This is a genomic window from Frigoribacterium salinisoli (assembly GCF_054781095.1).
Window position 1 is genome coordinate 107,022 of record NZ_BAAGVB010000001.1, and the last position, 24,905, is coordinate 131,926.

The following is a 24,905-nucleotide window of genomic DNA, read 5'->3' on the forward strand; positions in this document are numbered from 1 at the left end:
TCGCCCCGCGACCAGGACAGGACCACCATGCCCAGCACCACCATGCCCACCACCACCCGCACGACCCGCACCCGCGCCCGGACGCCGCGCACGCCCCTCGGCGTCGCCGGCCGGCTGGCCGCGACCCTCGGCGCCGCGGCCGTGCTCGCGGTCGCCGCGCCGCTCGCCGCCTCCGCCCACGTCCACGTCGAGCCCGGCGAGGCCACCGCCGGCGGCTGGACCGTGCTCACCTTCCGCGTGCCGAACGAGTCCGCCACCGCGGGCACGACGAGCGTCGTCGTCGACCTGCCCACCGACCAGCCGTTCACCTCGGTGAGCACCGAGCCCGTGCCCGGCTGGACGGCCGAGGTCACCCGGGCGGACCTGCCCGAGCCGGTCGAGATCGGCGGCGCCACCGTCACCGAGGCGCCGACGACCGTGACCTGGACCGCCGATCCGGGCGTGCAGCTCTCGGACGGCGAGTTCCAGCGCTTCAGCATGTCGGCCGGGCCGGTCCCCGCGACCGACTCGATCCTCCTGCCCGTGCACCAGGGGTACTCCGACGGCACCGTCGTCGACTGGGACGAGCCGACCCCGGCCTCCGGCGAGGAGCCGGAGCACCCGGCGCCCGAGCTGGTCGTGACGACCGCCGCGACCGACGGCGGGCACGGCGCGCACGGCGGCGCGACGGACGACGCCTCGGCCGAGGGCACGGCAGGAGGCGCGACCGCGTCCGCCGGGAGCGACCCGCTGGCCGTCGGCCTGGGCCTCGGCGGCCTCGCCCTCGGTGCCGTGGCGCTCGTGCTGAGCGTGCTCGGGCTCACGCGCGCACGTCGCGCCGGGGCGGGACGATGACGGGCGCGACCCGGCACGGCCTGCTGCGTCGGGGCCTCCTGCGCCCGGGGGCCGCGGCGGTCGTCCTCGGCCTCGTGACGGCGGGGACGCTGCTCGCCGCCGGTCCGGCCTCGGCCCACGACTACGTGGTCGCCAGCGATCCCGGCGAGGGAGCCGTCGTCGAGGTGCCGCTCGACGAGGTGTCGTACACCTTCAACGCGCCGATCCTCGACCTGTCCGGGACGGGCTCGTCGAACGTGCTCGAGGTCGTCGGACCCGACGGCCTGCACCACGAGACGGCGTGCGTGGCGACCGTGTCCGGGGCGACCGCCTCGGTGCCCGTCGCGCTCGGGGGAGCGGGGACCTACACGTCGACGTACCAGGTGGTCTCGAGCGACGGGCACACCGTCTCCGACTCGCAGACCTTCGAGTACGCGCCGCCGGAGGGCACGCCCGCCGCCGAGGGCAGCGCGACGAGGCCGACCTGCGACGACGCCGGGGAGGGCAGCGGGACGGCCGCGACGGACGCGGCGACCGAGCCCTCGGAGACGACCGTGCCGGAGGCGGCCGGACCCGAGATGACGACGCAGGCCACGCCTGCCGCCGAGCCCGACGCCGGGACGGGGGCCGACGCCGCCCGGGTCGACGCGGGCCTCGTCGTGGGCGTCGCCGTCGCGATCGTCGTGCTCGCGCTGGCCGCCGTCGCGATCGTGCTGCTCACGGCCCGTCGTCGGGGCCGCGCCGCGGACGGACCGCGCGACGCCGCCGACGCGGAGGGCGGTCCGACCGAGGACTGACCCGGCGACGACGGAGGGGCGCGGACCTGGTGGTCCGCGCCCCTCTCGTCGTCGTCGCGATCAGCCGCGGGCGACCCAGGCCTCGACGTCGGACGCCGTGCGGGGGATGCCGACCGAGAGGTTCTCGGCACCGTCGGCCGTCACCACGATGTCGTCCTCGATGCGCACGCCGATGCCGCGGAACTCCTCGGGCACCGTGAGGTCGTCGGGCTGGAAGTACAGGCCCGGCTCGATCGTGAAGACCATGCCCGGCTCGAGCACGCCGTCGAGGTAGAGGTCGCGGCGCGCGGCCGCGCAGTCGTGCACGTCGAGCCCCAGGTGGTGGCTGGTGCCGTGCACCATGTACCGGCGGTGGTACTGGTGGTCGGGCTGCAGGCTCTCCTCCGCGCTCACCGGCAGGAAGCCCCACTCGGCCGTGCGCTCCGCGATGACGCGCATCGCCGTGGCGTGGATCTCGCGGAACCGGATGCCCGGCCGGACGACCGCGAAGGCGGCGTCCGCGGCGTCGAGCACCGCGTCGTAGACGAGGCGCTGCACGTCGGAGAAGCGGCCCGAGGCGGGCAGCGTGCGGGTGATGTCGGCCGTGTACAGGCTCTCGAGCTCGATGCCCGCGTCGAGCAGGACCAGGTCGCCGTCACGGACCGGCCCGTCGTTGCGGGTCCAGTGCAGCACGCAGGCGTGGTCGCCGGCCGCGGCGATCGTGTCGTAGCCCACGGTGTTGCCGTCGGCACGGGCACGGCGGTTGAAGGTGCCCTCGACGAGGCGCTCGCCGCGGGGGTGCGCCAGCACGGCGTCGAGGTCGGCGATGACGTCGGAGAACCCGCGGCCGGTGGCGGCGACCGCCTGGCGCATCTGGGCGATCTCGTACTCGTCCTTCACGAGGCGGAGCTCGCTGAGGTCGCGCGCCAGCGCCTCGCCCTCGGCGACGAGGTCGACGGGGGAGGCCCCGCCCGAGGTCTCGGAGACGACCGCGTGCACGTCGTCGAAGCGCCGCGTCAGCGCGTCGTCGGCCTCGCGCACCAGGCGGGTCCGTTCGTCGCTCGAGGCCACGACGGCGTCGAGCTCGGCGAGGTCGCGCGTCGCCAGGCCGAGGTCGGCCCCGACCTGGGCGAGCGAGGGTCGCGGCCCCGTCCAGAACTCGCCGATCTCGGGGTTCGCGTAGAACTCGTCGGAGTCGCGACCCGCCGAGGGCCGGAAGTACAGGGTCGCCTCGTGGCCGTCGCCCACGGGCTCGAGCACCAGCACCGAGCCGGGCACGGTGTCGGAGCCCCAGCCCGTGAGGTGCGAGAACGCCGAGTGGGCCCGGAAGGGGTAGTCGCAGTCGTTGGAGCGGACCTTGGTGCTGCCGGCGGGGACGACGAGGCGCTCGCCGGGACGCTGCGCCGACAGGCGCGACCGGCGTGCCGCCGCGTACACCGCCTGCTCCCGGGGGGAGGGCGTCGGCTCGCCGCGGTCGGCCCACCGGGACGAGATGAAGTCCTTGAAGGTGTCCGACCCGGGGGTCGTCGATCGGTTCGTCGTCGCGCGGGGCGCCTGCTGCTCAGCCATGCCGACCATTCTCTCGTGCCGTCGCGCGCGGTGCGAGCCGGCGGCGCGGTCAGGCTCCCGTGCGGCTGAGCTGCGCGACGACCGGGCGGTGGTCGCTGCCGGAGTCGTCGACGTCGGTGAGGACCCGGAACCCGGTGGGCAGCCACTGGGCGGTGGCGAGGACGTGGTCGATCGGCGCTCCCAGCAGCGGCGGCAGGTCGGTCGGCCAGGTGCCGACCGAACCGTTCGCCGTGCCCACGGCCGCGTCGCGGCACCGGCCGAGCGCACCGCGACCGATCCCCAGCCCGGCCATGTGGTCCAGGGTGGCGTTCACGTCGCCCGCGACGACGACGTCGGCGTCACCGTCCCGGCAGAGCTCCGCGAGGGCCCCCAGCCCGGTGCGCCAGTCGTCGATGCGTCCGGGCACCGGCGAGATGGGGTGCGCGGCCACGAAGGTCGGGCCCGAGCCCGAGGTCGGCACCACGACGAGCGTCGGCATGCCGGGCGTCGGGTCCAGCTCGGTCGTGCCGTCCTCCGTCGTCGCCGGGCGGTACTCGCCCAGTGCGGTGTCGACGAGGATCGAGGTGGGCGCCCGGCCGTCGCGGGTGTGGGACCACATCGAGCGGCCCTGCTCGGCCATGAGGGCCGCCACGGCCTCGGCGGTCTGGGCGTCGGTCTCGGGCAGCGCGACCACGTCGGCCTCGTGGTCGATCGCCACCTGGGCGATCCGCTCCGCCCCCGGCGCGCCGCCCAGGGTGTTCCAGGCGAGCACCGTCACGTCGCTCGGCACCGGTTCGCTGAAGTCGTCCCGCCCGATGCCCCGCACGCCCACGATCCCGGTCTGGACGGCGGCGAAGACGAGCAGGAGGACGGCGGCCGACGACGTCAGGGGGCGCGCACGTCGCGCGGCCAGCCCGACGACGAAGAGGACCACGACGAGCACGACGGCCACCGCGACCGCCGCGCCGCGCAGGGCGACGCCGTGGGCCACGACCGGCATCCGCTGCCAGTCGAGCAGTTGCGGCCAGAGCAGCACGAGGAGGACGCCCGCGAGGGCGAGCACGAGGACGAGGGCGACGAGGCGACGGATCATGACGGGCCGAGCCTAGGGGACGCCGCCCGCCGTCGGCGAGGCGGCCCCCGGCCGGTCGCGCTCGTGCACGGGGGGCAGCCCGGCGCGCGGCCTACGATGGGGGGATGCCCGCCCGCGCCATCGACCTGCACACGCACAGCAGCGTCTCCGACGGCACCGAACGCCCCGCCGACCTCGTCGCCAGTGCCGTGCGCGCGGGCCTGGGGGTCGTCGCCCTCACGGACCACGACTCCACCGCGGGCTGGGCCGAGGCGAGCCGCGCCGTCGCCGGCACGGGCCTCACCCTCGTGCCCGGCATGGAGCTGAGCACCCGGCTGGGGTTCATGAGCGTGCACGTCCTCGGGTACCTCTTCGACCCCGCGCACCCCGGGCTCGTCGCCGAGACCGCCCGGACCCGCGAGGCCCGCCTGCACCGCGCCGAGCGCATCGTCGAGCGCATCGCCGCCGACTACGACCTCACCTGGGACGACGTCCTCGCGCAGTCCGGCGCCGGTTCCACGCTCGGCCGCCCGCACATCGCCGACGCTCTCGTCGCCAAGGGCCACGCGCCCGACCGCAGCGCCGCGTTCGCCGGGATCCTGCACTGGCGTGCCGGGTACTACGAGCCGCACGAGGCGCCCACGCCGCTCGACGGCGTGCGGCTCATCCGTGCCGCCGGCGGCGTGCCGGTCATCGCGCACCCGGCGACGCACGGTCGCGACCCGAACATCTCCGAGCGCAGCTTCCTCGAGCTCGTCGACGCGGGCCTCCTGGGCGTCGAGGTGCGGCACCGCGAGAACACCGCCGCGGGCAAGGCCCGCCTGCTCGAGCTCGCCCACCGGCACGACCTCGTCGTCACCGGCTCGAGCGACTACCACGGCGACGGCAAGCCCAACCGCCTGGGGGAGAACAGCACCGACCCGGCCGAGTTCGCCCGCATCGTCGAGGCCGCGACCGGCAGCTCGCCCGTCCAGGGCTGACCGGCCCCCGGGACGACGGAGCGCCGGGCCCGAGGGCCCGGCGCTCACGACGGTGCTGCGGTGTCAGGACTCCTGGGGAGCCTCGCCCGAAGGGCGCCGACGGCGGCTGCGGCTGCGACGGCGGGCCTGACCGCCCTCGGCGTCCGAGGACCCGGTCGCGCCGGGGGCGCCCTCCGTCGCCGGCGTGCCGGCCTCGGTCGCCGTGCCGGAGCTGCCGCGCGAGCGGTCCGCGGAGCGCGAGCGGCCCCGGGACCGGCCGCCGCCCTCGCCGGAGCGCTCGCTCGAGCGCTCGCCCGTGCGGCGCTCGCCCGATCCCTCGCGGCGGGAGCCCCCGGAGGCCGCGGCGGCGCTCGCCGAGGACGGCTTGAGCCGCCCACGGGTGCCGGCCGGGATGTCGAGGTCCTCGTAGAGGTGCGGGCTCGACGAGTAGGTCTCGACGGGCGAGGGGATGCCCATGCCGAGCGCCTTGTCGATGAGCGCCCACTTGTGCAGGTCGTCCCAGTCGACGAAGGTCACGGCGATGCCGGTCTTGCCGGCACGGCCCGTGCGCCCCGCGCGGTGCAGGTAGGTGTCGTGGTCGTCGGGCACCGTGTGGTTGATGACGTGCGTGACGTCGTTGACGTCGATGCCGCGCGCGGCGACGTCGGTCGCGATGAGGATGTCCTTCTTGCCCGCCTTGAAGGCGGCCATGGCGCGCTCGCGCTGCTCCTGGTTGAGGTCGCCGTGCACGGCGGCCGCGTTGAAGCCGCGGTCGTTCAGCTCTTCGACCAGCTTGGCGGCGGCACGCTTGGTCCGCGTGAAGACGACGGTCTTGCCGCGGCCCTCGGCCTGCAGGATGCGGGCGACGACCTCGTCCTTGTCGAGCGAGTGCGCACGGTAGACGACGTGCTTGATGTTGGCCTGCGTCAGGCCCTCGTCGGGGTCCGTGGCGCGGATGTGCACCGGCTTCGTCATGAAGCGTCGGGCGAGCGCGACGATCGGGCCGGGCATGGTCGCGGAGAAGAGCATGGTGTGCCGGGTCGCCGGCACCTGCTGGAAGATCTTCTCGATGTCGGAGAGGAACCCGAGGTCGAGCATCTTGTCGGCCTCGTCGAGGACGACCTCCTGCACCTGCTTCAGGTCGAGGAGGCGCTGGCCGGCGAGGTCGAGGAGGCGCCCGGGGGTGCCGACGACGATCTGCGCGCCCGCCTTGAGCTGCTCGACCTGGCCCTCGTAGGCCTTGCCGCCGTAGATGCTCACGACGCTCGTCGGACGGTTCGAGGTCGCGACCTCGAGGTCCTCCGCGACCTGGACGCAGAGCTCGCGGGTGGGGACGACGACGAGCACCTTGACGCCGGGGGCCGGGTCGGTGCCGATGCGCTGGATGATGGGGAGGCCGAAGCCGAACGTCTTGCCGGTGCCCGTCTTGGCCTGACCGATGATGTCCTGACCGGTGAGGGCCAGCGGGATGGTCTGGGTCTGGATGGGGAACGGTTCGACGATCCCCTTCGCCGCCAGTGCGTCGACCATGTCCTGGTCGATCGCGAGGTCTGTGAAAGTCACGTGGTCGCCTGTCTCGTTGAGGGATCCACGACAGTTTAGCGGCTCGCGCACCCCCGGCCCGCGACCCCTTAGGCTGTGGGGGTGGTGTCATGGCCGGGACGGAGAGCGAGACGGGGCGTCCCCGCTCGTCCGCGACCGCGCCAGTCGGCGAAGCCGCTCCGCGTGGCCCGCGTCGAGCTGGGCGAGTTCACGCCCGACCTCGCGGTGTACCTCGGTCAGGCCGCGTACCTCCAGCTGTCGCTGTTCGAGACGCTCGGCCACGCCGCCTCGCTCGCGCCGCACGTCCGCGCCAAGGCCGTCACCGGCCGGGTCGCGACCTCGACGCTGGCGCGCCACGAGGGTCTCGTCCGCGAGCTGTCCCGCTCCGACCTCGACGCCGCCGACGCGATGGCCCCGCACGCGGGCGCCGTGGACGAGTTCCGGCGCCGCACGGCAGGCCGCGACTGGTACGAGGCGATCCTCGCCAGCTACGTGAGCGCCGGCCTCCTGAACGACGTCTTCTCGCGCCTCGCCGCCGGCCTGCCCTCGGAGCACCGCACGCGCGTGGCGGCCGTGCTCGACCCGGGCGACGACGACCAGCTGATCGTGGCCGAGCTGTCGAGGGCCTTCGAGGCCGACCCGAAGCTCGCCTCCCGGCTCGCGCTGTGGGGCAGGAGGCTCGTGGGCGACACCCTGCTGGTCGCGCGCGCCGCGATCGAGGCCTCGCACGAGTCCGCCGACGACGAGCGCCTGGAGCCCGTCTTCACCGAGCTCATCGCGGCGCACACGCGACGGATGGACGCCCTGGGGCTCACGGCCTGACCGTCGTCCGCGAGCGCGTCGGTTCGCAGCCGTCCCGGGGGGACGACGCCCGGCCGGCGGACCGGTCGCTCAGGAGCGGACGAGCCGCGCGAAGAGCTCCGTGTCGGCCCGCCGACGCCGCCCGGTGAGCCGCAGGGGCACGACGACGGCGACGCCCACCGCGAGCAGCGTCGTCACGGCCCAGGCCGCGCCCGGGGGCAGGCCCGCCCAGCCCAGGGCGACCCAGGCCCCGGCCGCGACGGCGACCGTGAGCCCGGGCACGAGCAGCAGCCCCCGCGTGTCACGGCCGGGCAGCGCGGCGTGGGCCAGGAGGCCGACCAGGAGCGCGCCGACCGCGACGGGGAGCAGCTCCACGGTCAGTTGACGAAGCCGACGCGGCGGTTCTCCTCCGAGCCGACCTCGACGTAGGCCAGGGCGGCCGTGGGCACGATGAAGGTCTTGCCCTTGGAGTCGGAGAGGGTGACGTGCGTGCCGCCGCCGGCGAGCGCGTCGGCGACGACCTTCTCGACCTCGGAGGCGCTCTGCGACGTCTCGAAGGTGATCTCACGGGGGCTGTTGGCGATGCCGATGCGAATGTCCACGTCGTCACGATAACCGACCCTCCGACCGGCCGCCCCCGCGTTCACCGACAGCGCACGCGACGGTGCGGACGGCGGCGCTGACGGTGGGGGGTCGCTACCGTGGGCGCGTGACCACCACCGCCCCGGCCGCTGCCGACGCCCCGTCCTCGGAGAGGCGCGGCGTGCGGCTCGACGCGTCGCAGCGGGCCGTCCTCGGACTGCCCGACGGCACGACGGCGGCCGTGATCGGAGCACCCGGCTCGGGCAAGACCACGACCCTCGTGGAGCTCGTCGTGGAGCACGTCCAGGGCCGCGGCCACGGGGCCGGCTCGGTGCTCGCGCTCACGCCCGCCCGCTCCACGGCCACGCGCCTGCGCGACCAGATCGCCCGACGCCTCGACGTGCCCACGCCCGGGCCGCTGGCGCGGACCGTCAGCTCGCTGGCCTTCGACGTCGTCGGCCACGCCGCGCGGCTCGCCGGGCAGGCCCCGCCGACCCTCGTGACGGGCGGCGAACAGGACGCCGTGCTCCGCACGCTGCTGGCCGGCCACGAGGCGGCGGGCGCCGGGCCGGCCTGGCCCGACCACCTCGGGCCCACCGTGCGGGCCCTGCGCGGGTTCCGGACCGAGCTGCGCGAGCTCCTCATGCGCGCCACGGAGCACGGCGTCGACGGCGCGGGCCTGCGTCGGCTCGGGACCGCCCTCGACCGGCCCGAGTGGGCGGCCGCCGCCGACTTCGCCGACGAGTACCACGACGTCCTCGGCTCCTGGAGGGGCGCCCACCTCGACTCCGCCGAGCTGGTCGACTACGCGGTGGCCGCGCTCGACCGGGGCGAGACCGCCCCCGTGGTCGAGGGGCTGCGCCTGGTCGTGCTCGACGACGCGCAGGACGCGACGGAGTCGACGCTCGCCCTGCTGCGCGCGCTGGTCCGCCGGGGGGTCGCGGTGGTCGCCTTCGGCGACCCCGACCTCGCGACGACCTCCTACCGCGGCGGGTCCCCCGACGTCCTCGGTCGGCTGGGCGCCCGCCTGGGCGTCGCCGACGTGACGACCCTGCACCTGGAGCGCGCCCACCGTCAGGGGCCCGCGCTGCGCGACCTCGTGCAGCGCGTGACGGCGCGGATCGGCACCGCGGCCGCCGGGCAGCAGCACGCGTCCCCGGCGGGGCGCGACGCCGACGACCCGTCCGGCGAGGGCGAGGTGCCGCCGCTGCTGACCGTCCGGGCCGACAGCCCCGCCCACGAGATCGCGTCCGTCGCCCGCGTGCTGCGCGAGCACCACCTCCTGCGCGGCGTGCCGTGGTCCCGCATGATGGTCGTCGTCCGCAGCGGTGGTCAGGTCGAGGGCGTGGCCCGCGGGCTGGGCTCGGCCGAGGTGCCCACCCGCACCTCGCTCGCCGGGCGCGCGGTGCGCGACGAGCACGGGGCGAAGCACCTGCTGCTCGCGGCGTCCGTCGCCGTGGGCCGCGACGCCCTCACCGCCGAGATCGCCGGTGAGCTGCTCCTCGGACCGCTCGCGGGCTTCGACGCGCTGTCCCTGCGCCGCCTCCGGCTCGCGCTGCGCTCCGACGAGCTCGCGGCGGGCGGCGACCGCGGCGCCGACGAGCTGCTCGTCGAGGCCCTGTCGGGGCCGGGGCGGTTCGCCACCATCGACTCGCGCCCCGCCGCCCGGGCCGGCCGCTTCGCGGTCAGCCTCGATCGCGCCCGGCGCGCGGCGGCGTCCGGGGCGAGCATCGAGGAGGTCCTCTGGGGGCTCTGGGAGCGCAGCGGCCTCGCCGCCGAGTGGTCGGCCCGGTCCGGGGGCCACGGGATCCTCGCGGCCGAGGCCGACCGGCACCTCGACGGCGTCGTGGCGCTCTTCACGTCCGCCAAGCGCTTCGTCGAGCGCAGCCCCGAGGCGCCCGCGGTCGGGTTCCTCGACGCCCTCCTCGACGCGGAGGTCCCGGAGGACACCCTCTCGCCCCAGGCGCGCGCCGAGAGCGTGCTGGTCTGCAGCCCGTCAGGGGCGGTGGGCACCGAGGTCGACGTGGTCGTCGTCGCGCGCCTCCAGGACGGCGTCTGGCCGAACCTGCGGCTCCGCGGCGCGCTGCTCGCCCCCGACGAGCTCGCGCTCGCCGCGGAGGGCACCGACCCGCGCTCGGCCGCGGCCTCGTCGGTCGACGCGCGGGGGGCGGTGCTCGCCGACGAGCTGCGCCTGTTCACGGTGGCCGTGTCGCGGGCGACCCAGCAGGTCGTGCTGTCCTGCACCGAGAACGACGACGAGGCCCCCTCCGCGTTCCACCGCCTCCTGCCCGGCGACCTCCCCTCGGCCCCGACCGGGCACCCCCTGTCGCTGCGCGGACTCGTCGGGCACCTCCGCCACCAGCTCGTCACGAGCCGCTCGTCCACCGTCGCGGCCGAGGCCGCCGCGTCGCTCGCGCGGCTCGCCGACGAGCGCGTGGCCGGCGCGGCGCCCGACGAGTGGTGGGGCCTGCTCGAGCCCAGCACGACGGCCCCGCTCGTCGACCTGGCCGACGCCGAGGCGCGCGTGCCCGTCTCGCCGTCGCAGCTCGGCACCTTCGAGGAGTGCCCGCTGCACTGGTTCGTCGAGCGCTTCGGCGGTGGAGCGCCCACCGCCTCGATGGGGCTCGGCACGGTCCTGCACGCGGCCCTGGAGGACGCCGAGGGCGTCGACGCCGAGGCCCTGTGGCAGGTCGTCGAGGCCCGCTGGCACGAGCTGCACTTCGAGTCGCCCTGGATCGCGGAGGCCGAGCGGCGTCGTGCCCGCACGATGACCGACGCCCTCGCCGCCTACCTCCGCGACGCGCTCGCCGAGGGGCGAGAGCTGCTCGGGGCCGAGTCCCGGTTCGAGCTGGACGTCGCCCCGGCCACGGTGCGCGGCTCCATCGACCGCGTCGAGCGGCTCGCCGACGGCAGCGTCCTCATCGTCGACCTCAAGACGGGGCGCAGCGCCCCGACCGGGGCCGCCGTGCAGGAGCACCCGCAGCTCGCCTCGTACCAGCTGGCGCTGGCCTCCGGTGCCGTCGAGGCGGCGGGCGAGGGCGCGGCGAGCGGGGGCGCCTCGCTGCTCTTCGTCTCGCACGGCGTGCGGGGCAAGCCGTACCGCGAGTCCCGCCAGGGCGTCCTCGACGGCGAGGGCCTCGAGGCGTTCCGCCGGCGCGTGCAGGAGGCCGCGCGCGGCATGGCGGGGCAGGTGTTCGTGGCCCGCCTCGACGACCACTGCGAAGGACGTTACGGCGGGTCCTGCCGCATCCACGTCGTCGGCGACGTGACGGGGGCGCGGCGATGAGCGGCGACGAGGTCCGGGGTCCGCTCGACGCCGTCGAGATCGCCCGGCTGCTGGGCCGGCCAGAGCCGACCCCCGAGCAGCGCGCCGTCATCGAGGCACCGCTCGAGCCCGCGCTCGTCGTGGCGGGCGCCGGCAGCGGCAAGACCGAGACCATGGCCGCCCGCGTGGTCTGGCTGCTGGTCAACGGGCACGTGGCCGTCTCGCAGGTGCTCGGGCTGACGTTCACCCGCAAGGCCGCCGGCGAGCTGGGGGAGCGCGTCCAGGCGCGCATCGGCGACCTCGAGCGCCTCGGCCTGCTCGCCGCGGCCGCCGACCCGTTCGACGTGCCGACCGTGAGCACCTACAACGCGTTCGCCAACGGCATCTTCCGGGACAACGCCCTCCGGGTCGGCCGGGAGTCCGAGTCCCAGGTGCTCGGGGACGCCTCCGCCTGGCAGCTCGCGCGCTCGCTCGTCGTGACGAGCACCGACGAGCGGCTGGCCGCGCTGGGCCGCTCGGTCGACGCCCTCACGGAGGCGGTCCTCCGGCTCGCCCACGCCCTGAGCGAGAACGTCACCGAGGCGGGACCGGTCCGCCGCTTCGCCGAGGAGTTCCTCGGCCTCGCCGGGCTGCCCTCGACGAAGGGCACGCCCTACAAGGCCGTGCTCGACGCCGTGGGCAGCGTGCAGGCCCTGCCCCCGCTGCTCGAGCTCGCCGAGGCCTTCGCCGCCGAGAAGGCGCGACGCGGCCTGGTCGAGTACTCGGACCAGGTCGCGCTCGCCCTCGAGGTGTGCGAGACCGCGCCCGAGGTGGTGGCCGAGCTGCGGGACCGCTACCGCGTCGTGCTGCTCGACGAGTACCAGGACACCAGCGTCGTGCAGACGCGGCTGCTGGCACGGCTCTTCGCCGGCACGGGCGTCATGGCGGTCGGCGACCCGCACCAGTCCATCTACGGGTTCCGGGGGGCGAGCGCCGCCAACCTCGGGCGGTTCCCCGCCGACTTCCGGGCCGAGCCCGGGGCGGTCTACAGCCTGTCGACGAGCTGGCGGAACGCCGAGCACGTGCTCGAGGCCGCGAACGCCGTGGTGGCCGAGCTCGGTCGGTCCGCCGACGCCGCCGTCGGCCGGCTCGAGCCCCGGCCGGGAGCCCCGCGGGGCACCGTCGAGGTCAGCTGGCAGCAGACCCTGCCCGACGAGGCCGCGGCCGTCGCCGACTGGTTCGCCCACCAGCTCGCCGTCCCGCGCGACGACGGGGCACCGCGCTCCGCGGCCCTCCTGTTCCGGTCGAAGCGCACGCTGCCCGTCTTCGTCGAGGCGCTCGCCGCGCGCGGCGTCCCGCACCACGTCCTCGGCGTCGGGGGCATGCTGCAACGGCCCGAGGTCGTCGACCTCGTCGCCTGCCTCCGCGTGCTGCACGACCCGGCCGCCGGCTCCGAGCTGCTGCGCCTGCTCACCGGCTCCCGCTGGCGCCTGGGCGTGCACGACGTGGGTGCGCTCCGCGACCTGTCGTCGTGGCTCTTCTCGCACGACCACGCCCAGCAGCGGCTCGACGACGTCGTCGCGCAGCGGTTCCGGGCCTCCGTCGCGGCCGGCGAGCACGGTTCGATCGTCGACGCGCTCGACTTCGTGACCACCGCGCCCGAGGACCACGGGCAGCTCGGGACCTTCAGCCCCGAGGGGCTGCGACGTCTGCGCGCGCTCGGGGCGCACCTGCAGTTCCTGCGCGGGCGGGTCGGGCTCGACCTGCTCGACCTGGTGACCCTCGTCGAACAGGAGATGCTGCTCGACGTCGAGGTGCACGCGGCCACCGGGGCCGGCGGGGGAGGGCCCTGGCTGCAGGCGTTCCACGACGAGCTCGCGGGGTACCTCTCGACCGACGACACCGGCAGCCTGGGCGGGTTCCTCTCCTGGTTGTCCGCGGCGGAGCGCCGGGACGACATGGGGCCCCGCTCCGAACCGGGCGAGGCGGGCACGGTGCAGTTGCTGACGATCCACGGCGCCAAGGGGCTCGAGTGGGACGCCGTCGCGGTGCCGAGGCTCGTCGAGGGCGAGCTGCCCGGCACCCCGCGCGAGGGCTCCGGCTGGCTCGGCTTCGGCGAGCTGCCCTACGACTTCCGGGGGGACGCGGCCGAGCTGCCCGTGCTCGCCTGGCGCGGCGTGGCCGACCAGAAGGAGTTCGCAGACGGGCTCGAGGAGTTCAAGGACGCCCTCCGTGAGCGCCACCAGGCCGAGGAACGCCGCCTCGCCTACGTGGCGCTGACGCGGGCCCGGGACCGGCTCCTGCTCAGCGGCTCGTTCTGGGCCTCCGCCGTCAAGCCCCGCCCGGCCAGCCGGTACCTCGTCGACCTCGTCGCCGAGGGCGTGCTGCCCGAGGGGGTCCTCCCCGAGGCGCCCGAGGCGGACGGGAACCCGCTCGCCGAGCAGGGGCGCGAGCTCGCCTGGCCGGTCGAGCCGTTCGGGGGCCGACGCGACGAGGTCGAGCGTGCCGCGGCGATGGTGGGGCGCGCCCGACGGGACCGTGCCTCGGCGGGCGAGCCGGAGCCTCCTGAGCCCGGCACGAGGGCGGCGGACATCGAGCTGCTGCTGCGCGAGCGCGACGCCCTCCGACGGGGCGCCGCGGCCGTCGGGCTGCCCCAGCGGGTCCCGGCCTCGCGCTTCAAGGACTACGTCTCCGACCCCGCGGCGGTCGCCGCCGGACTGCGCCGCCCCCTGCCCGAGCGGCCGTACCGCGCCACCCGCCTGGGCACGCTGTTCCACGAGTGGGTCGAGCAGCGCTACCGGCCCGAGGGCCGCACCGAGACCCTCGACGCCTGGGCCGGGGAGACCGACCTCGACGACGAGCGCGCCGGCGGCGTGCGGGGCCTCGTCGACCCGGACGACGCTCGCCGGCTCGCCGAGCTGCAGGCGACCTTCGAGCGCTCGGAGTGGGCCACGCTCGAACCCGTCGACGTCGAGGTCGAGATCCACCTGCCGCTCGGCGGTCGCACGGTCGTCTGCAAGCTCGACGCCGTCTTCGAGCGCGACGGGCGCTGGCAGGTCGTCGACTGGAAGACCGGGCGGGCCCCCACCGACGACGACGACCTCGAGCTCCGTCAGCTGCAGCTGGCCCTGTACCGCCAGGCGTACGCCGCGCACCGGGACATCGACCCGGACCTCATCGACGCGGTCCTCTACTACGTGGCCGACGACGTGGCGCTCCGACCGCGGCACGTCGCCGACCTCGACGAGCTCCGTGCGCTCTGGGCGGGCGTGGAGGGCGCCGCAGCGCTCTGGGCCTGAGCCGCGCCCCGGCCTGAAGGCCGTGTGCCGGGGCGGCGACGGTGGCGTCGGTGCGGGTGCTCGTCCCGGTCGTCAGTGGTGGCGGCGCTCGGTGGTCGCGAGGAGCTCCTCGACGTCGTGCACGTCGAGGGCGCCCGTGTCGCCGGAGCCGATGGCGCCGCGGTCGTCGTCGTGGAGGGCGTCGACGAGGGCGGTCATCAGGCGCACCGCGTCGTCGACCACCTCGGTGTCCTTCGTCGAGGTGCCGTGCAGGAGCCACCGGGCCAGGTCCAGCTCACGGTGCAGCTCGGCGCGGTGGCGCAGCTGCTGGTCGCTCTGGCCGCGCGCCGTGGCGTAGGCGTCGAAGGCCTCGTCGGCGGCGGCGGGGGCCGCGCCGAGCAGCCAGGCGAGGTCGGCGGCGGGGTCGGCGACCTGGAGGTCGTGCCACCCGAGCACGCCCGTGACCGCGCCGTCGTCGACGAGCAGGGACGACGCCTCGAGGTCGCCGTTGACGACGGTGGGCTGGAACTGCCACAGGGACGCGTTCTGGATCGCCGCCTCCCAGCGCTCGAGCAGGGCGGCCGGGAGCAGCTTCGTCGCCGCGGCGCGGTCGACGAGCGACGCGGCCTGGCGCATGGCCTCGAACGGGGTCCGGCTGGGCAGGCCGGCGTCGGTGACGAAGCTCGTCGGGAGGGCGTGGACGGCGGCGAGCGCGCGGCCGATCGAGGTGGGCAGGCCGCTGCCCACGGTGACGTCGCGGACCCGCAGGTGGCGGCCAGGGACGACGTCGTAGACGATCCCGCGGGTGCGGCCGAGGGGTGCCTGGCCCTTGTAGGCGGGCACGCCGAAGGGGAGGCGGCCGCGCACGCCGACGCTCAGCGCACGCAGGGCCACGAGGTCGGCCGACTGCTTCGCCTCGGCCCGCTGCTGGCGGGGGACGCGCACGATCAAGTGGTGGCCGTCGCGGGCGGTGAGGAGCGCGGAGTCGTAGTCGCCGGCGCCCGACGAGCCGTGCGGGGCGGCGGCCGTGACGTCGAGCTCGGCGACGGCGGCCGTGGCCAACGCGGCTAGAGTGAAGTGGGATCGGGCCATGCCCTCAGGGTAGGCCGAGCCACGCGGTGCCCCGCCCCGCGCCACGCTGACAACTCGCGATGATTGGTCCTCCATGCCCGCGCCGCTGACGCCCCGCCTCCCGCTCGCCCGGCACCGCGTGGACCGCGACTACCTCACGCGCGAACGACCGGAGGCCGTGGCCGAGCTGCTCGCGGACGACGCGACGCGGGTCCTCCCGCTCCGTGACGGCCGCACGCTCGTCCGTCCCGAGGGCGGCCTCGCCCTGCTCCCGCCGACGGGCCTGCCGCCGGCCACCGACCACGTCTACCTGGGCCGCTCGCTCGACCCCGACTCGCCCGAGCCGGTCGGCACCCCGGTCGTCGCGGCCTTCTACGACGAGGCCGGCGCCGCGGCGCTGGAGGCCGACGACGACGCCTGGCAGACGCTCCGCGCCCTCGGCACCACCCTGAGCGACCGCGACGTGGGGCTGGCCGTCGAAGCCGTGGCCCTGGCCAACTGGCACGCCTCGCACCGCTTCTCGCCGCGGACCGGCCGGCCGCTCGTCAGCGACAAGGCCGGCTGGGTGCGCCGCGACCCGGACGACCGGCAGGAGGTCTTCCCGCGGACCGACCCGGCGATCATCGTCGCCGTCACGGACGCCGAGGACCGCCTCCTGCTCGGGTCCAACGCGCTCTGGGAGTCGAACCGCTGGTCGCTGCTCGCCGGCTTCGTCGAGCCGGGGGAGTCCCTCGAGCAGGCCGTCGAGCGCGAGGTCCTCGAGGAGTCCGGCGTGCGGGTCACCGACGCGACGTACCTGGGGTCGCAACCCTGGCCGTTCCCGGCGAGCCTCATGCTGGGCTTCCGGGCGGTCGTCGACCCGGTCGACCCGGGCACGCTGACCCCCGACGGCGCGGAGATCCTCGACCTGCGCTGGTTCAGCCGCGACGAGCTCCGCGACGCCCTGCCCTCGATCCTCCTGCCGGGGCGCACGTCGATCGCGCGGGCCGTCATCGAGGACTGGTACGGGGGCGAGCTCGACCAGTGACGAGCGCCGCCGACCTCGTCGCCGGCCTCGACGACCAGCAACGCGTGGCCGCCCACACGCTGCTGGGACCCGTCTGCCTGCTGGCCGGGGCGGGCACGGGCAAGACGCGGGCCATCACGCACCGCATCGCCTACGGCGTGGCGACGGGCGTCTACACGCCGGGCCGTGTCATGGCGCTGACGTTCACGTCGCGGGCCGCCGCCGAGCTGCGCGGTCGACTGCGCCTGCTCGGCGCCGGCGGCGTGTCGGCGCGGACCTTCCACGCGTCGGCGCTGTCCCAGCTGTCGTACTTCTGGCCCCAGACGATGGGCGGTCAGGTGCCGAGGCTGCTCGAGGGCAAGGCCAAGCTCCTCGCCCACGCCGCGGAGGGCCTCCGCCTGCGCATCGACACCGCGTCGCTGCGCGACCTCGCCGCCGAGATCGAGTGGCGCAAGGTGTCCCGGCTGACGTTCGAGGACTACGAACGCGCCCTGCCCGACCGCAGCCTGCCGCAGAACGTGAGCGCGGAGCAGGCGATCGACCTGCAGCACGCCTACGAGAGGATCAAGGACGAACGCCGGCAGATCGACTTCGAGGACGTCCTCCTGGCGACGGTGGGCATGCTCGAGCTCGAACCCCGGGTCGCCCAGCAGGTCCGCGAGCAGTACCGCTTCTTCGTCGTCGACGAGTACCAGGACGTCTCGCCGCTCCAGCAGGACCTCCTCGACCTGTGGCTCGGCGACCGCACCGACCTCTGCGTGGTCGGTGACGCCAGCCAGACCATCTACTCCTTCGCGGGCGCGTCGAGCGACTACCTGCTCGGCTTCGCATCGCGGTACCACGACGCGACGGTCCTGCGCCTGGAGCAGAACTACCGCTCCGCGCGACCCATCGTCGACGCGGCGAACCAGCTGATGCGCGGTCGACCGGGTGCCCTGCACCTCCAGCCCGCCGTCGACGTGGAGGGGACGCCCCCACCGGTCGTCGAGTACCCGTCCGACGGCGCGGAGGCCCGCGGCGTCGCCGAGGCCGTCGCCGCCGAGATCCGCTCGGGCACCCCGCCGCAGGAGATCGCCGTCCTGTACCGCGTCAACGTGCAGGCCGCCCTGCTCGAACGGGCCCTCGGCGACCTCGGGATCAGCACGCGCGTGCACGGGGCCACCCGGTTCTTCGACCAGCGCGAGGTCAAGGAGGCGCTCATGATGCTCAAGGGCGCCGCCGTGAGCATCGTCGACGAGCCCCTCTTCAAGACCGTGAGCGACGTCCTGCGCTCCCTCGGCTGGACGCAGGAGGCGCCCGAGCAGCGCGGTGCCGTGCGCGACCGGTGGGAGTCGCTGTCGGCCCTGCTGGGACTGGCGGAGGCCTCGCCCGCGGGCACGACCCTCCGGCAGTTCGTCGACGAGCTGTTCACGAGGCAGGCGGGCCAGCACGAGCCGACGCTGCCCGCCGTGACCCTGGCGACGATGCACTCCGCCAAGGGCCTGGAGTGGACGAGCGTGCACGTCGTCGGACTCAGCGAGGGCCTCGTGCCGATCACGTACGCCACGGACGAGCGTGCGGTCGACGAGGAGCGCCGCCTGCTCTACGTGGGGGTCACGCGCGCGCGACGGCGCCTGCGGCTGTCGTGGAGCCGCTCCGGTCAAGGGCGTGGCGGGGAGCGTCGCCCGAGCAGGTTCCTGGAGGAGCTGCGCACCCGCACGCCGGGTGCGGCCGTGTCTCGCGGACGCTGACCGCAGCCGTCACGACGTCGACGCGCAGGACGGTGCCGGGGGCGATCACGGGCCCGGGCAGCCCGAGCTCGGTGCGCAACCGTTGCACGGCGAGGGCGGACGCCAGGTCGCGGGGCAGACGGGGCAGGGGCGGTGCCGTCCGTCGCCAGAGCTGGGCGGCCAGGGCCGGCCAGGACGCGTCGGCGTCGGTGCGGTCCAGGTCGAGGCAGCGCGAGCACGCCGTGGCCCCCGGGTGCACGAACGGACCGACGTCGACGTGCGCGTCGCCGCGGCGCACGAGCAGGTGGGGGACGTCGTCGCGCAGCCACCGGTGCGCGTCGCGCGGGGCGAGGACGTGGTCGGCCACGAGGACGGCCACCCGGGCGGCGGGGCCCTCGTCGTCGTGGCCCGCCCGGCGGACGAGCAGGCCGGAGGCCGCGGCGAGGTCCGCCACGGCCGCCGCCAGGAGCCCGTCGCCCACGACGGCGACCTCCGGCGCGGGCGGTCCCGGGCGGGCGGGGCCCAACGCGGGAGCGAGCTCGGCCAGGCGCCGGGCCACCTGGTCGGCGGGCGCCCTCGCCAGGACCGCGAGCGCCGACGGGCCGCCGCGGACGCCCCGCGCCAGCGCGGCGAGGAGGCGTTCGTCGGCGCCGTCGACGTCGGTCAGCACGGCGACCACGTGGTCGACGCCCAGCTGGAGGGTGGACGGGTCGCGCCAGGCGACCGGATGACGAGGATCGAGACGGAGGAGCACGTGACGAGGATGCCGTCGGCGAGGGTCGCCCTCGGACTTGTCCACAGGGCCGTCGTCGGGCCGGACGTCGACGGGCCCTGGGGAGGGAGGCTCGGAGGAGCCCCCTCCCCGGGCGGTCAGCGCTCCGGGTCCTCCGCGGAGCCGTCCTCCGCCTCGCGCGGGCGGTCGTCGCTGGTGTCGTTGAGGAGGTCCTCGATGGCCTGGTCGACGTCGTCGAAGCGGGGCTCCGTCGACGTGAGCCGGGCGACGAACGCGTCGGGGTCGTCGATGTCCGCGGCGGTCGGGACGATGTCCGGGTGCGACCAGAGGTCGTCGCGACGCTCGTGCCCGACGGCGTCGGTGACCGCCTGCCACAGGACCGCGGCCTCGCGGAGGCGGCGCGGCCGGAGCTCGAGGCCGACGAGGGTGGAGAACGCGGACTCGGCCGGGCCTCCTGAGGCCCTGCGGCGACGCACGGTCTCGGCGATCGCGCCGGACCGGGGGAGCCGGGCGGTCGCCTGCGCGGTGACGACGTCGACCCAGCCCTCGATGAGGGCGAGCGTCGTCTCGAGCCGCGCGAGGGCCGCGAGCTGCTCGTCGGACTTCGGCGGGATGAGGGCACCGCTGGCCATGGCCTCGCGCAGCTGCTCGGGGTTCGACGGGTCGAGGTCGACGGCCAGCTCCTCGAGGCGCGACGTGTCGATGCGGATGCCCTGTGCGAACTCGCGGATGGACGAGATGAGGTGCAGGCGCAGCCAGCGCGCGTGACGGAAGAGCCGGGCGTGCGCGAGCTCGCGCACCGCGAGGTACAGCTCGACCTGGTCGCGCTCGAGGTCGAGGCCCTCGCCGAACGCCGCGACGTTCTGGGGGAGGAGGGCCGCCTGCTGGTCGTCCAGGAGCGGGATGCCCACGTCGCCGCCCGACACGACCTCGGTCGAGAGCTGCCCCACGACCTGGCCGAGCTGCATCGCGAAGAGCGTGCCGCCCACGCTGCGCATGATCTGGCCCGCCCCGGCGAGCATGCCCTTCATCTCGTCGGGGGCCTGCTGCTGCAGGACCTCGGTGAGGCTGTCGGCGATCGACGCGGCGACGGGCTCGGCGAGCTGGCTCCAGACCGGCATGGTGGCCGTCGCCCACTCGGCGCGGGTCAGGAGGCGCGGGGCGACCGTGAGCTCGGCCACGCCCGTGACGTCGGCCAGCCACAGGGCCGCGACGTGGAAGGCCTGGTCGAGCGAGGCGGTGTCGGCGGGACCGGTGGCCAGGGCTCCCTGACCGGCGAGGGCCGTCGCCTGCTGCACGGCGACGCTCCAGTCGATGCCGTCGCCGCTGCGAGCGACCGCGGCCTGGAGCTGGCTCATCAGGCGCGCGACGAACGCGGGGTCGTCGGGGAGGCCGGCCGCACCGGCCAGCTTCGAGGGGTCGATCTCGGAGTCACCGGACAGGAACTGGCGCAGCATGTCGCGGAACTCGTCCTCCGGCTCCCGCTGCGATTCATCAGACATGCCGACTACGCTAGCCGCTGGCCACGACGTCGGGCTGGACGGGGAACACGCCCCCAGCTCCCTCCGATGCGCCCGTGGCGAACAGATGGAAGGACTCCGTTGGCCCTCTTCGAGCCTCCGGCCCCGGCGGACGCCCCGGCCGACCGCCGTGCCCGCCGCCGTCGCCTCGTCGGCTGGTCGGCGCTCCTCCTGGCGGTGCTCGCCGCCGTCGTGGTCGCCGTGCTGCCCTCGCCCTACCTCGTCGAGCGGCCCGGCCCGGTCTTCGACACCCTCGGCTCGGCCGAGTACGAGGGGGAGGACGTCCCCCTCATCACGATCGAGGGCACCGAGACCTACCCGACGGCGGGCAGCCTCGACCTGCTCACCGTGAGCGTGCAGGGCAACGTCGAGCAGCGACCGACCTGGGCCCAGGTGCTCTCGGCCTGGTTCCGGCCGAGCCTGGCCGTCGTGCCCGTCGAGGCGATCTACCCGAGCGGCGTCTCGAACGAGCAGGTCGACGAGCAGAACGCCGTCGACATGGAGAACAGCCAGCAGGCGGCCATCGCCGCCGCCCTCGTGCACGAGGGCACGACGGTCCCGAGCCGCGTCGTGGTCAGCCAGGTCTCCGCGGGCGGGCCCGCCGAGGGCGTGCTCGAGGTCGGCGACCGGATCCTCGCCGTGTCGGGCACGAGCCTGGAGACCGGCGCCGACGTCGACCGCCTCCGCGGCCTCGTGGCCGAGGCCGGCACGGACGCCCCCGCGGACGTCGTCGTCGAGCGCGACGGCGAGCGCCGCGAGCTCGAGGTGACGCCCGCGTCGACCGACGGGTCGCCGCCCCTCCTCGGCGTCGGCGTGAGCGTCGACTACGAGTTCCCCTTCGACGTCGAGCTGCGGCTCGACCGCGTGGGCGGCCCCAGCGCCGGCATGATGTTCGCGCTCGGCATCATCGACAAGACGACGCCCGGCCAGCTGAACGGCGGCCTCGACGTCGCCGGCACGGGCACCATCACGGCGTCGGGGACGGTCGGCGGCATCGGCGGCATCCGCCAGAAGATGTACGGAGCACTCGACGCCGGGGCCGACGTGTTCCTGGCCCCCGAGGCCAACTGCGGCGAGGTCGTGGGGCACGTGCCTGACGGGCTCGACGTCTACGCCGTCGACACGCTCGACCAGGCCGTGACCACGCTCGAGACGGTCGGCGGGGGCGGCGACGCGTCGAGCCTGCCCACCTGCGACGCCCGCTGACGACGCCCAGGCCCCGCCCCAGGGCGACGCCGTAGGATGGCGCGGACCATCCACGATCAGCCAGGAGCCCCCTCTTGACGTCATCCGCATCGTCGCGACCCGTTCGACGTTCGCCCCGATTGCCCGTCCTCGTCACCGTCGCCGTCCTGGCCGCGTTGGTGATCGCGTTCTTCATCTTCTCGTCGTTGCTGACGGACTTCCTCTGGTACCAGCAGCTCGGCTTCGCCGACGTGCTCACCACGCAGTGGATCGCCGGGGCGGTGATGTTCCTCGTCGGCTTCCTGGCGATGGCCGTCCCCGTCTACGTCAGCATCGAGGTCGCGTTCCGGTTCCGGCCGGTCTACGCGAAGCTCAACGCGCAGCTCGACCGGTACCAGCAGGTCATCGAGCCCCTGCGACGGGTGGTCATGATCGGCGTCCCCGTCGTGCTCGGCCTCTTCGGCGGCATCGCGTCGTCGGCGCGCTGGCCGGTCGCGCTGCAGTGGCTGAACCGGACCCCCTTCGGCAGCACCGACGCGCAGTTCGGCCTCGACCTGGGCTTCTACGTCTTCTCGCTGCCCTTCTACCAGGGCGTCGTGGCGTTCGCCTCGGCCGTCGTGCTCCTCTCGGGCCTCGCCGCGCTCGCGACGAGCTACCTCTACGGAGCCCTGCGCTTCACCGGCCGCGAGGTGCGCATCTCGCGCACCGCGCGCGTGCAGCTCGCCGTCACGGCGGCGGTCTACCTCGCCCTGCAGGGCGTGAGCCTCTGGCTCGACCAGTACGCGACCCTCGCCGACGGCACGGGCAAGGTCGTCACCGGTGCCACCTACACGGACGTCTTCGCGGGGATCCCGGGCAAGCAGATCCTGGCCGGCATCGCGATCGTCGTGGCCCTCTTCTTCGTCGTCACCGCCATCATCGGTCGGTGGCGCCTGCCGATCATCGGCACCGCGGGCCTCATCGTCGTGAGCATCGTGGTCGGCGGCGTCTACCCCTGGGTCGTGCAGCGGTTCCAGGTCGACCCGAGCGAGCGGACGGTCGAGTCGCCCTACATCTCGCGCAACATCGAGGCCACGCGGGAGGCCTACGGCGTCGCGGACGTGCAGGAGGAGCCCTACGACGCGACCTCCGACGCCGAGGCCGGCGCCCTGGCCGGCGACGCGGCCACGACGGCGAACATCCGCATCATCGACCCCGCCCTCGTGACGGACGCCTTCGCGCAGCTGCAGCAGTACCGCCAGTACTACAGCTTCCCGAAGCGCCTCTCGGTGGACCGCTACGAGATCGACGGCGCCCAGCAGGACACCGTCATCGCCGTCCGCGAGCTCAACGTCGACCAGCTCGGCGGCTCGGCCACGCCCTACAACACCGCCTTCGTCTACACGCACGGCTACGGCGTGGTGGCCGCCTACGGCAACCAGCGCTCGCCCGACGGGCAGCCCGTCTTCCTGGAGTCGGGCATCCCCGTGAACGGGGCGCTCGGCGGTGAGGACGGCTACGAGCCGCGCGTCTACTTCGGGCAGGAGTCGCCGGCCTACTCCGTCGTCGGTGGGAACGGCGAGCGCGACATCGAGCTCGACTACCCCTCCGAGGGCAACGAGGAGAGCAACAACGCCACCACGACCTTCGAGGGCGACGGTGGTCCGACGCTCGACAACGTCTTCAAGCGGCTCATCTACGCGATCAAGTTCCAGTCCGAGCAGATCGTGCTCTCCGACGCCGTGAACGACGACTCGCAGATCCTCTACGACCGTGACCCCGCGCAGCGCGTGCAGAAGGTCGCGCCGTACCTCACCATCGACAGCGAGCCCTACCCGGCGGTCGTCGACGGCGGCATCAAGTGGATCGTGGACGCCTACACGACGACGAGCGAGTACCCGTACTCGAGCCAGCGCGCCCTCTCGGACGCCATCGCGGACACGTACACGCCCCGCCCGACGTTCGCGACCGACGAGATCAACTACATCCGCAACTCGGTCAAGGCGACGGTCGACGCGTACGACGGTTCCGTCGAGCTCTACGCCTGGGACACCGAGGACCCGATCCTGCAGACCTGGCAGAAGGTGTTCCCGACCTCGCTGAGCCCGCTCTCCGACATGTCGGAGGACGTCATGGACCACGTGCGCTACCCGCAGGACATGTTCAAGGTCCAGCGCGCGATCCTCGGCACCTACCACGTGACCAACGCCGACTCGTTCTACTCGTCCGACGACGCGTGGGTCACGCCCAACGAGCCGACGAGCACGGCCGCCGACCGCGCGCTGCAGCCGCCGTACTACCTGACGCTGCAGCTGCCCGGGCAGGACCCCGCCTTCTCGATGTACTCGACGTACATCCCGCAGCAGACGGGCGACAACGCGCGGAACGTGCTCACCGGCTACCTCGCCGCCAACAGCGACGCGGGCGGGACGCCCGGCGAGATCGGCGGTGACTACGGCCGGCTGAGCCTGCTCACGGTTCCGGCGACGGACAGCGTGCCCGGGCCCGGCCAGGTGCAGGCCAACTTCAACACCGACACCGCGGTGGCGAACCAGCTGGCCCTGCTCCAGCGCGGCGACACGAACGTCGTGCGGGGCAACCTGCTCACGCTTCCCGTCGGCGGCGGCCTGCTCTACGTGCAGCCCATCTACGTCGAGTCGAACAGCGACACGTCGTACCCGGTGCTGCGCAAGGTGCTCACCTCGTTCGGCGAGCAGATCGCGTTCGAGGACACCCTCGACGCGTCGCTCGACAGCCTCTTCGGCGGCAACTCGGGGGCGCAGGCCGGCGACGGCGACGTCCCCGTGACGTCGACGCCCGACGACGAGACCGCGGGCGGCGCCGACGAGGGAGCGACGGACGACGGCGCGACCGACGACGGCGCGGCCGACGAGGGCACGACGACGCCGGGCGCGGGCGCGAGCACGGGCAACGCCGACCTCGACGCGGCCCTGGCCGACGCCCAGCAGGCGCTCTCGGACCGTCAGTCCGCGTACGCGGACAACGACCTCGTGGCGGCCGCGCAGGCGGACGCCCGCCTGCAGGACGCCCTCGAGGCGGCCGTCGCGGCCTCCGGGGGCGAGTGAC

Annotated in this window: 17 protein-coding genes; 10 read left to right on the plus strand and 7 right to left on the minus strand. The window is 74.9% G+C overall.

What is annotated here, in order from left to right; all coding sequences use genetic code 11:
* The first annotated feature begins 27 nt into the window (after positions 1-27).
* Both ACYVHQ_RS00545 and ACYVHQ_RS00550 read left to right on the plus strand, forming a co-directional pair.
* The gene (locus ACYVHQ_RS00545; protein ID WP_460509908.1) at positions 28-834 is read left to right on the plus strand and encodes a YcnI family copper-binding membrane protein; all 807 of its coding nucleotides are present in this window, start codon (positions 28-30) and stop codon (positions 832-834) included.
* Complete coding sequence (locus ACYVHQ_RS00550; protein ID WP_460509910.1) at positions 831-1,610, plus strand: copper resistance CopC family protein; 780 nt, start codon at positions 831-833, stop codon at positions 1,608-1,610. Before ACYVHQ_RS00545 ends, ACYVHQ_RS00550 begins: the two co-directional genes overlap by 4 nt.
* A gap of 60 nt (positions 1,611-1,670) precedes the next feature.
* On the opposite strand, the gene ACYVHQ_RS00555 is transcribed toward ACYVHQ_RS00550, so the two are convergent.
* Positions 1,671-3,158, minus strand: a complete 1,488-nt coding sequence (locus ACYVHQ_RS00555) for an aminopeptidase P family protein (protein WP_460509912.1) — start codon at positions 3,156-3,158, stop codon at positions 1,671-1,673.
* A gap of 49 nt (positions 3,159-3,207) precedes the next feature.
* Positions 3,208-4,230, minus strand: a complete 1,023-nt coding sequence (locus tag ACYVHQ_RS00560) for an endonuclease/exonuclease/phosphatase family protein (RefSeq protein WP_460509914.1) — start codon at positions 4,228-4,230, stop codon at positions 3,208-3,210.
* Positions 4,231-4,334: 104 nt separating this feature from the next.
* Between ACYVHQ_RS00560 and ACYVHQ_RS00565 the strand changes: the two genes are divergently transcribed.
* Entirely contained in the window at positions 4,335-5,189 is an 855-nt protein-coding gene (locus ACYVHQ_RS00565; RefSeq protein WP_460509916.1) for a PHP domain-containing protein, read from the plus strand.
* 63 nt (positions 5,190-5,252) lie between these two features.
* On the opposite strand, the gene ACYVHQ_RS00570 is transcribed toward ACYVHQ_RS00565, so the two are convergent.
* Complete coding sequence (locus tag ACYVHQ_RS00570; protein WP_460509918.1) at positions 5,253-6,731, minus strand: DEAD/DEAH box helicase; 1,479 nt, start codon at positions 6,729-6,731, stop codon at positions 5,253-5,255.
* Positions 6,732-6,893: 162 nt separating this feature from the next.
* On the opposite strand from ACYVHQ_RS00570, the gene ACYVHQ_RS00575 reads away from it, so the two are divergent.
* The gene (locus ACYVHQ_RS00575) at positions 6,894-7,532 is read left to right on the plus strand and encodes a ferritin-like fold-containing protein (RefSeq protein WP_460509920.1); all 639 of its coding nucleotides are present in this window, start codon (positions 6,894-6,896) and stop codon (positions 7,530-7,532) included.
* Positions 7,533-7,601: 69 nt separating this feature from the next.
* Here ACYVHQ_RS00575 and ACYVHQ_RS00580 read toward each other — a convergent pair whose 3' ends face one another.
* Together ACYVHQ_RS00580 and ACYVHQ_RS00585 are read right to left on the minus strand one after the other, a co-directional pair.
* Positions 7,602-7,886: a hypothetical protein gene (locus ACYVHQ_RS00580; protein ID WP_460509922.1), complete on the minus strand. Its 285-nt coding sequence runs from the start codon at positions 7,884-7,886 to the stop codon at positions 7,602-7,604.
* 2 nt (positions 7,887-7,888) lie between these two features.
* Positions 7,889-8,113: a DUF3107 domain-containing protein gene (locus ACYVHQ_RS00585; protein ID WP_460509924.1), complete on the minus strand. Its 225-nt coding sequence runs from the start codon at positions 8,111-8,113 to the stop codon at positions 7,889-7,891.
* A gap of 107 nt (positions 8,114-8,220) precedes the next feature.
* Between ACYVHQ_RS00585 and ACYVHQ_RS00590 the strand changes: the two genes are divergently transcribed.
* Positions 8,221-11,379 carry a PD-(D/E)XK nuclease family protein gene (locus ACYVHQ_RS00590; RefSeq protein WP_460509926.1) on the plus strand — a complete coding sequence of 1,053 codons (3,159 nt, stop codon included), beginning with the start codon at positions 8,221-8,223 and terminating at the stop codon, positions 11,377-11,379.
* Positions 11,376-14,636, plus strand: a complete 3,261-nt coding sequence (locus tag ACYVHQ_RS00595) for an ATP-dependent helicase (protein WP_460509928.1) — start codon at positions 11,376-11,378, stop codon at positions 14,634-14,636. Before ACYVHQ_RS00590 ends, ACYVHQ_RS00595 begins: the two co-directional genes overlap by 4 nt.
* 72 nt (positions 14,637-14,708) lie before the next feature.
* Here ACYVHQ_RS00595 and ACYVHQ_RS00600 read toward each other — a convergent pair whose 3' ends face one another.
* Positions 14,709-15,707: a phosphotransferase gene (locus ACYVHQ_RS00600; RefSeq protein WP_460509930.1), complete on the minus strand. Its 999-nt coding sequence runs from the start codon at positions 15,705-15,707 to the stop codon at positions 14,709-14,711.
* Between the two features lie 73 nt (positions 15,708-15,780).
* Between ACYVHQ_RS00600 and nudC the strand changes: the two genes are divergently transcribed.
* Both nudC and ACYVHQ_RS00610 read left to right on the plus strand, forming a co-directional pair.
* Positions 15,781-16,713: an NAD(+) diphosphatase gene (nudC, locus tag ACYVHQ_RS00605; RefSeq protein WP_460509932.1), complete on the plus strand. Its 933-nt coding sequence runs from the start codon at positions 15,781-15,783 to the stop codon at positions 16,711-16,713.
* A complete protein-coding gene (locus tag ACYVHQ_RS00610; RefSeq protein ID WP_460509934.1) occupies positions 16,710-18,422 on the plus strand; it encodes an ATP-dependent helicase in 1,713 nt (570 codons plus the stop codon). The genes nudC and ACYVHQ_RS00610 overlap by 4 nt, the downstream gene beginning before the upstream one ends.
* Before the next feature lie 849 nt (positions 18,423-19,271).
* Here ACYVHQ_RS00610 and ACYVHQ_RS00615 read toward each other — a convergent pair.
* Positions 19,272-20,636: a zinc-dependent metalloprotease gene (locus ACYVHQ_RS00615; protein ID WP_460509936.1), complete on the minus strand. Its 1,365-nt coding sequence runs from the start codon at positions 20,634-20,636 to the stop codon at positions 19,272-19,274.
* A gap of 99 nt (positions 20,637-20,735) precedes the next feature.
* On the opposite strand from ACYVHQ_RS00615, the gene ACYVHQ_RS00620 reads away from it, so the two are divergent.
* Positions 20,736-21,860: a YlbL family protein gene (locus ACYVHQ_RS00620; RefSeq protein ID WP_460509938.1), complete on the plus strand. Its 1,125-nt coding sequence runs from the start codon at positions 20,736-20,738 to the stop codon at positions 21,858-21,860.
* A gap of 119 nt (positions 21,861-21,979) precedes the next feature.
* Positions 21,980-24,904: a UPF0182 family membrane protein gene (locus ACYVHQ_RS00625; RefSeq protein WP_460509940.1), complete on the plus strand. Its 2,925-nt coding sequence runs from the start codon at positions 21,980-21,982 to the stop codon at positions 24,902-24,904.
* Position 24,905 lies beyond the last annotated feature (1 nt).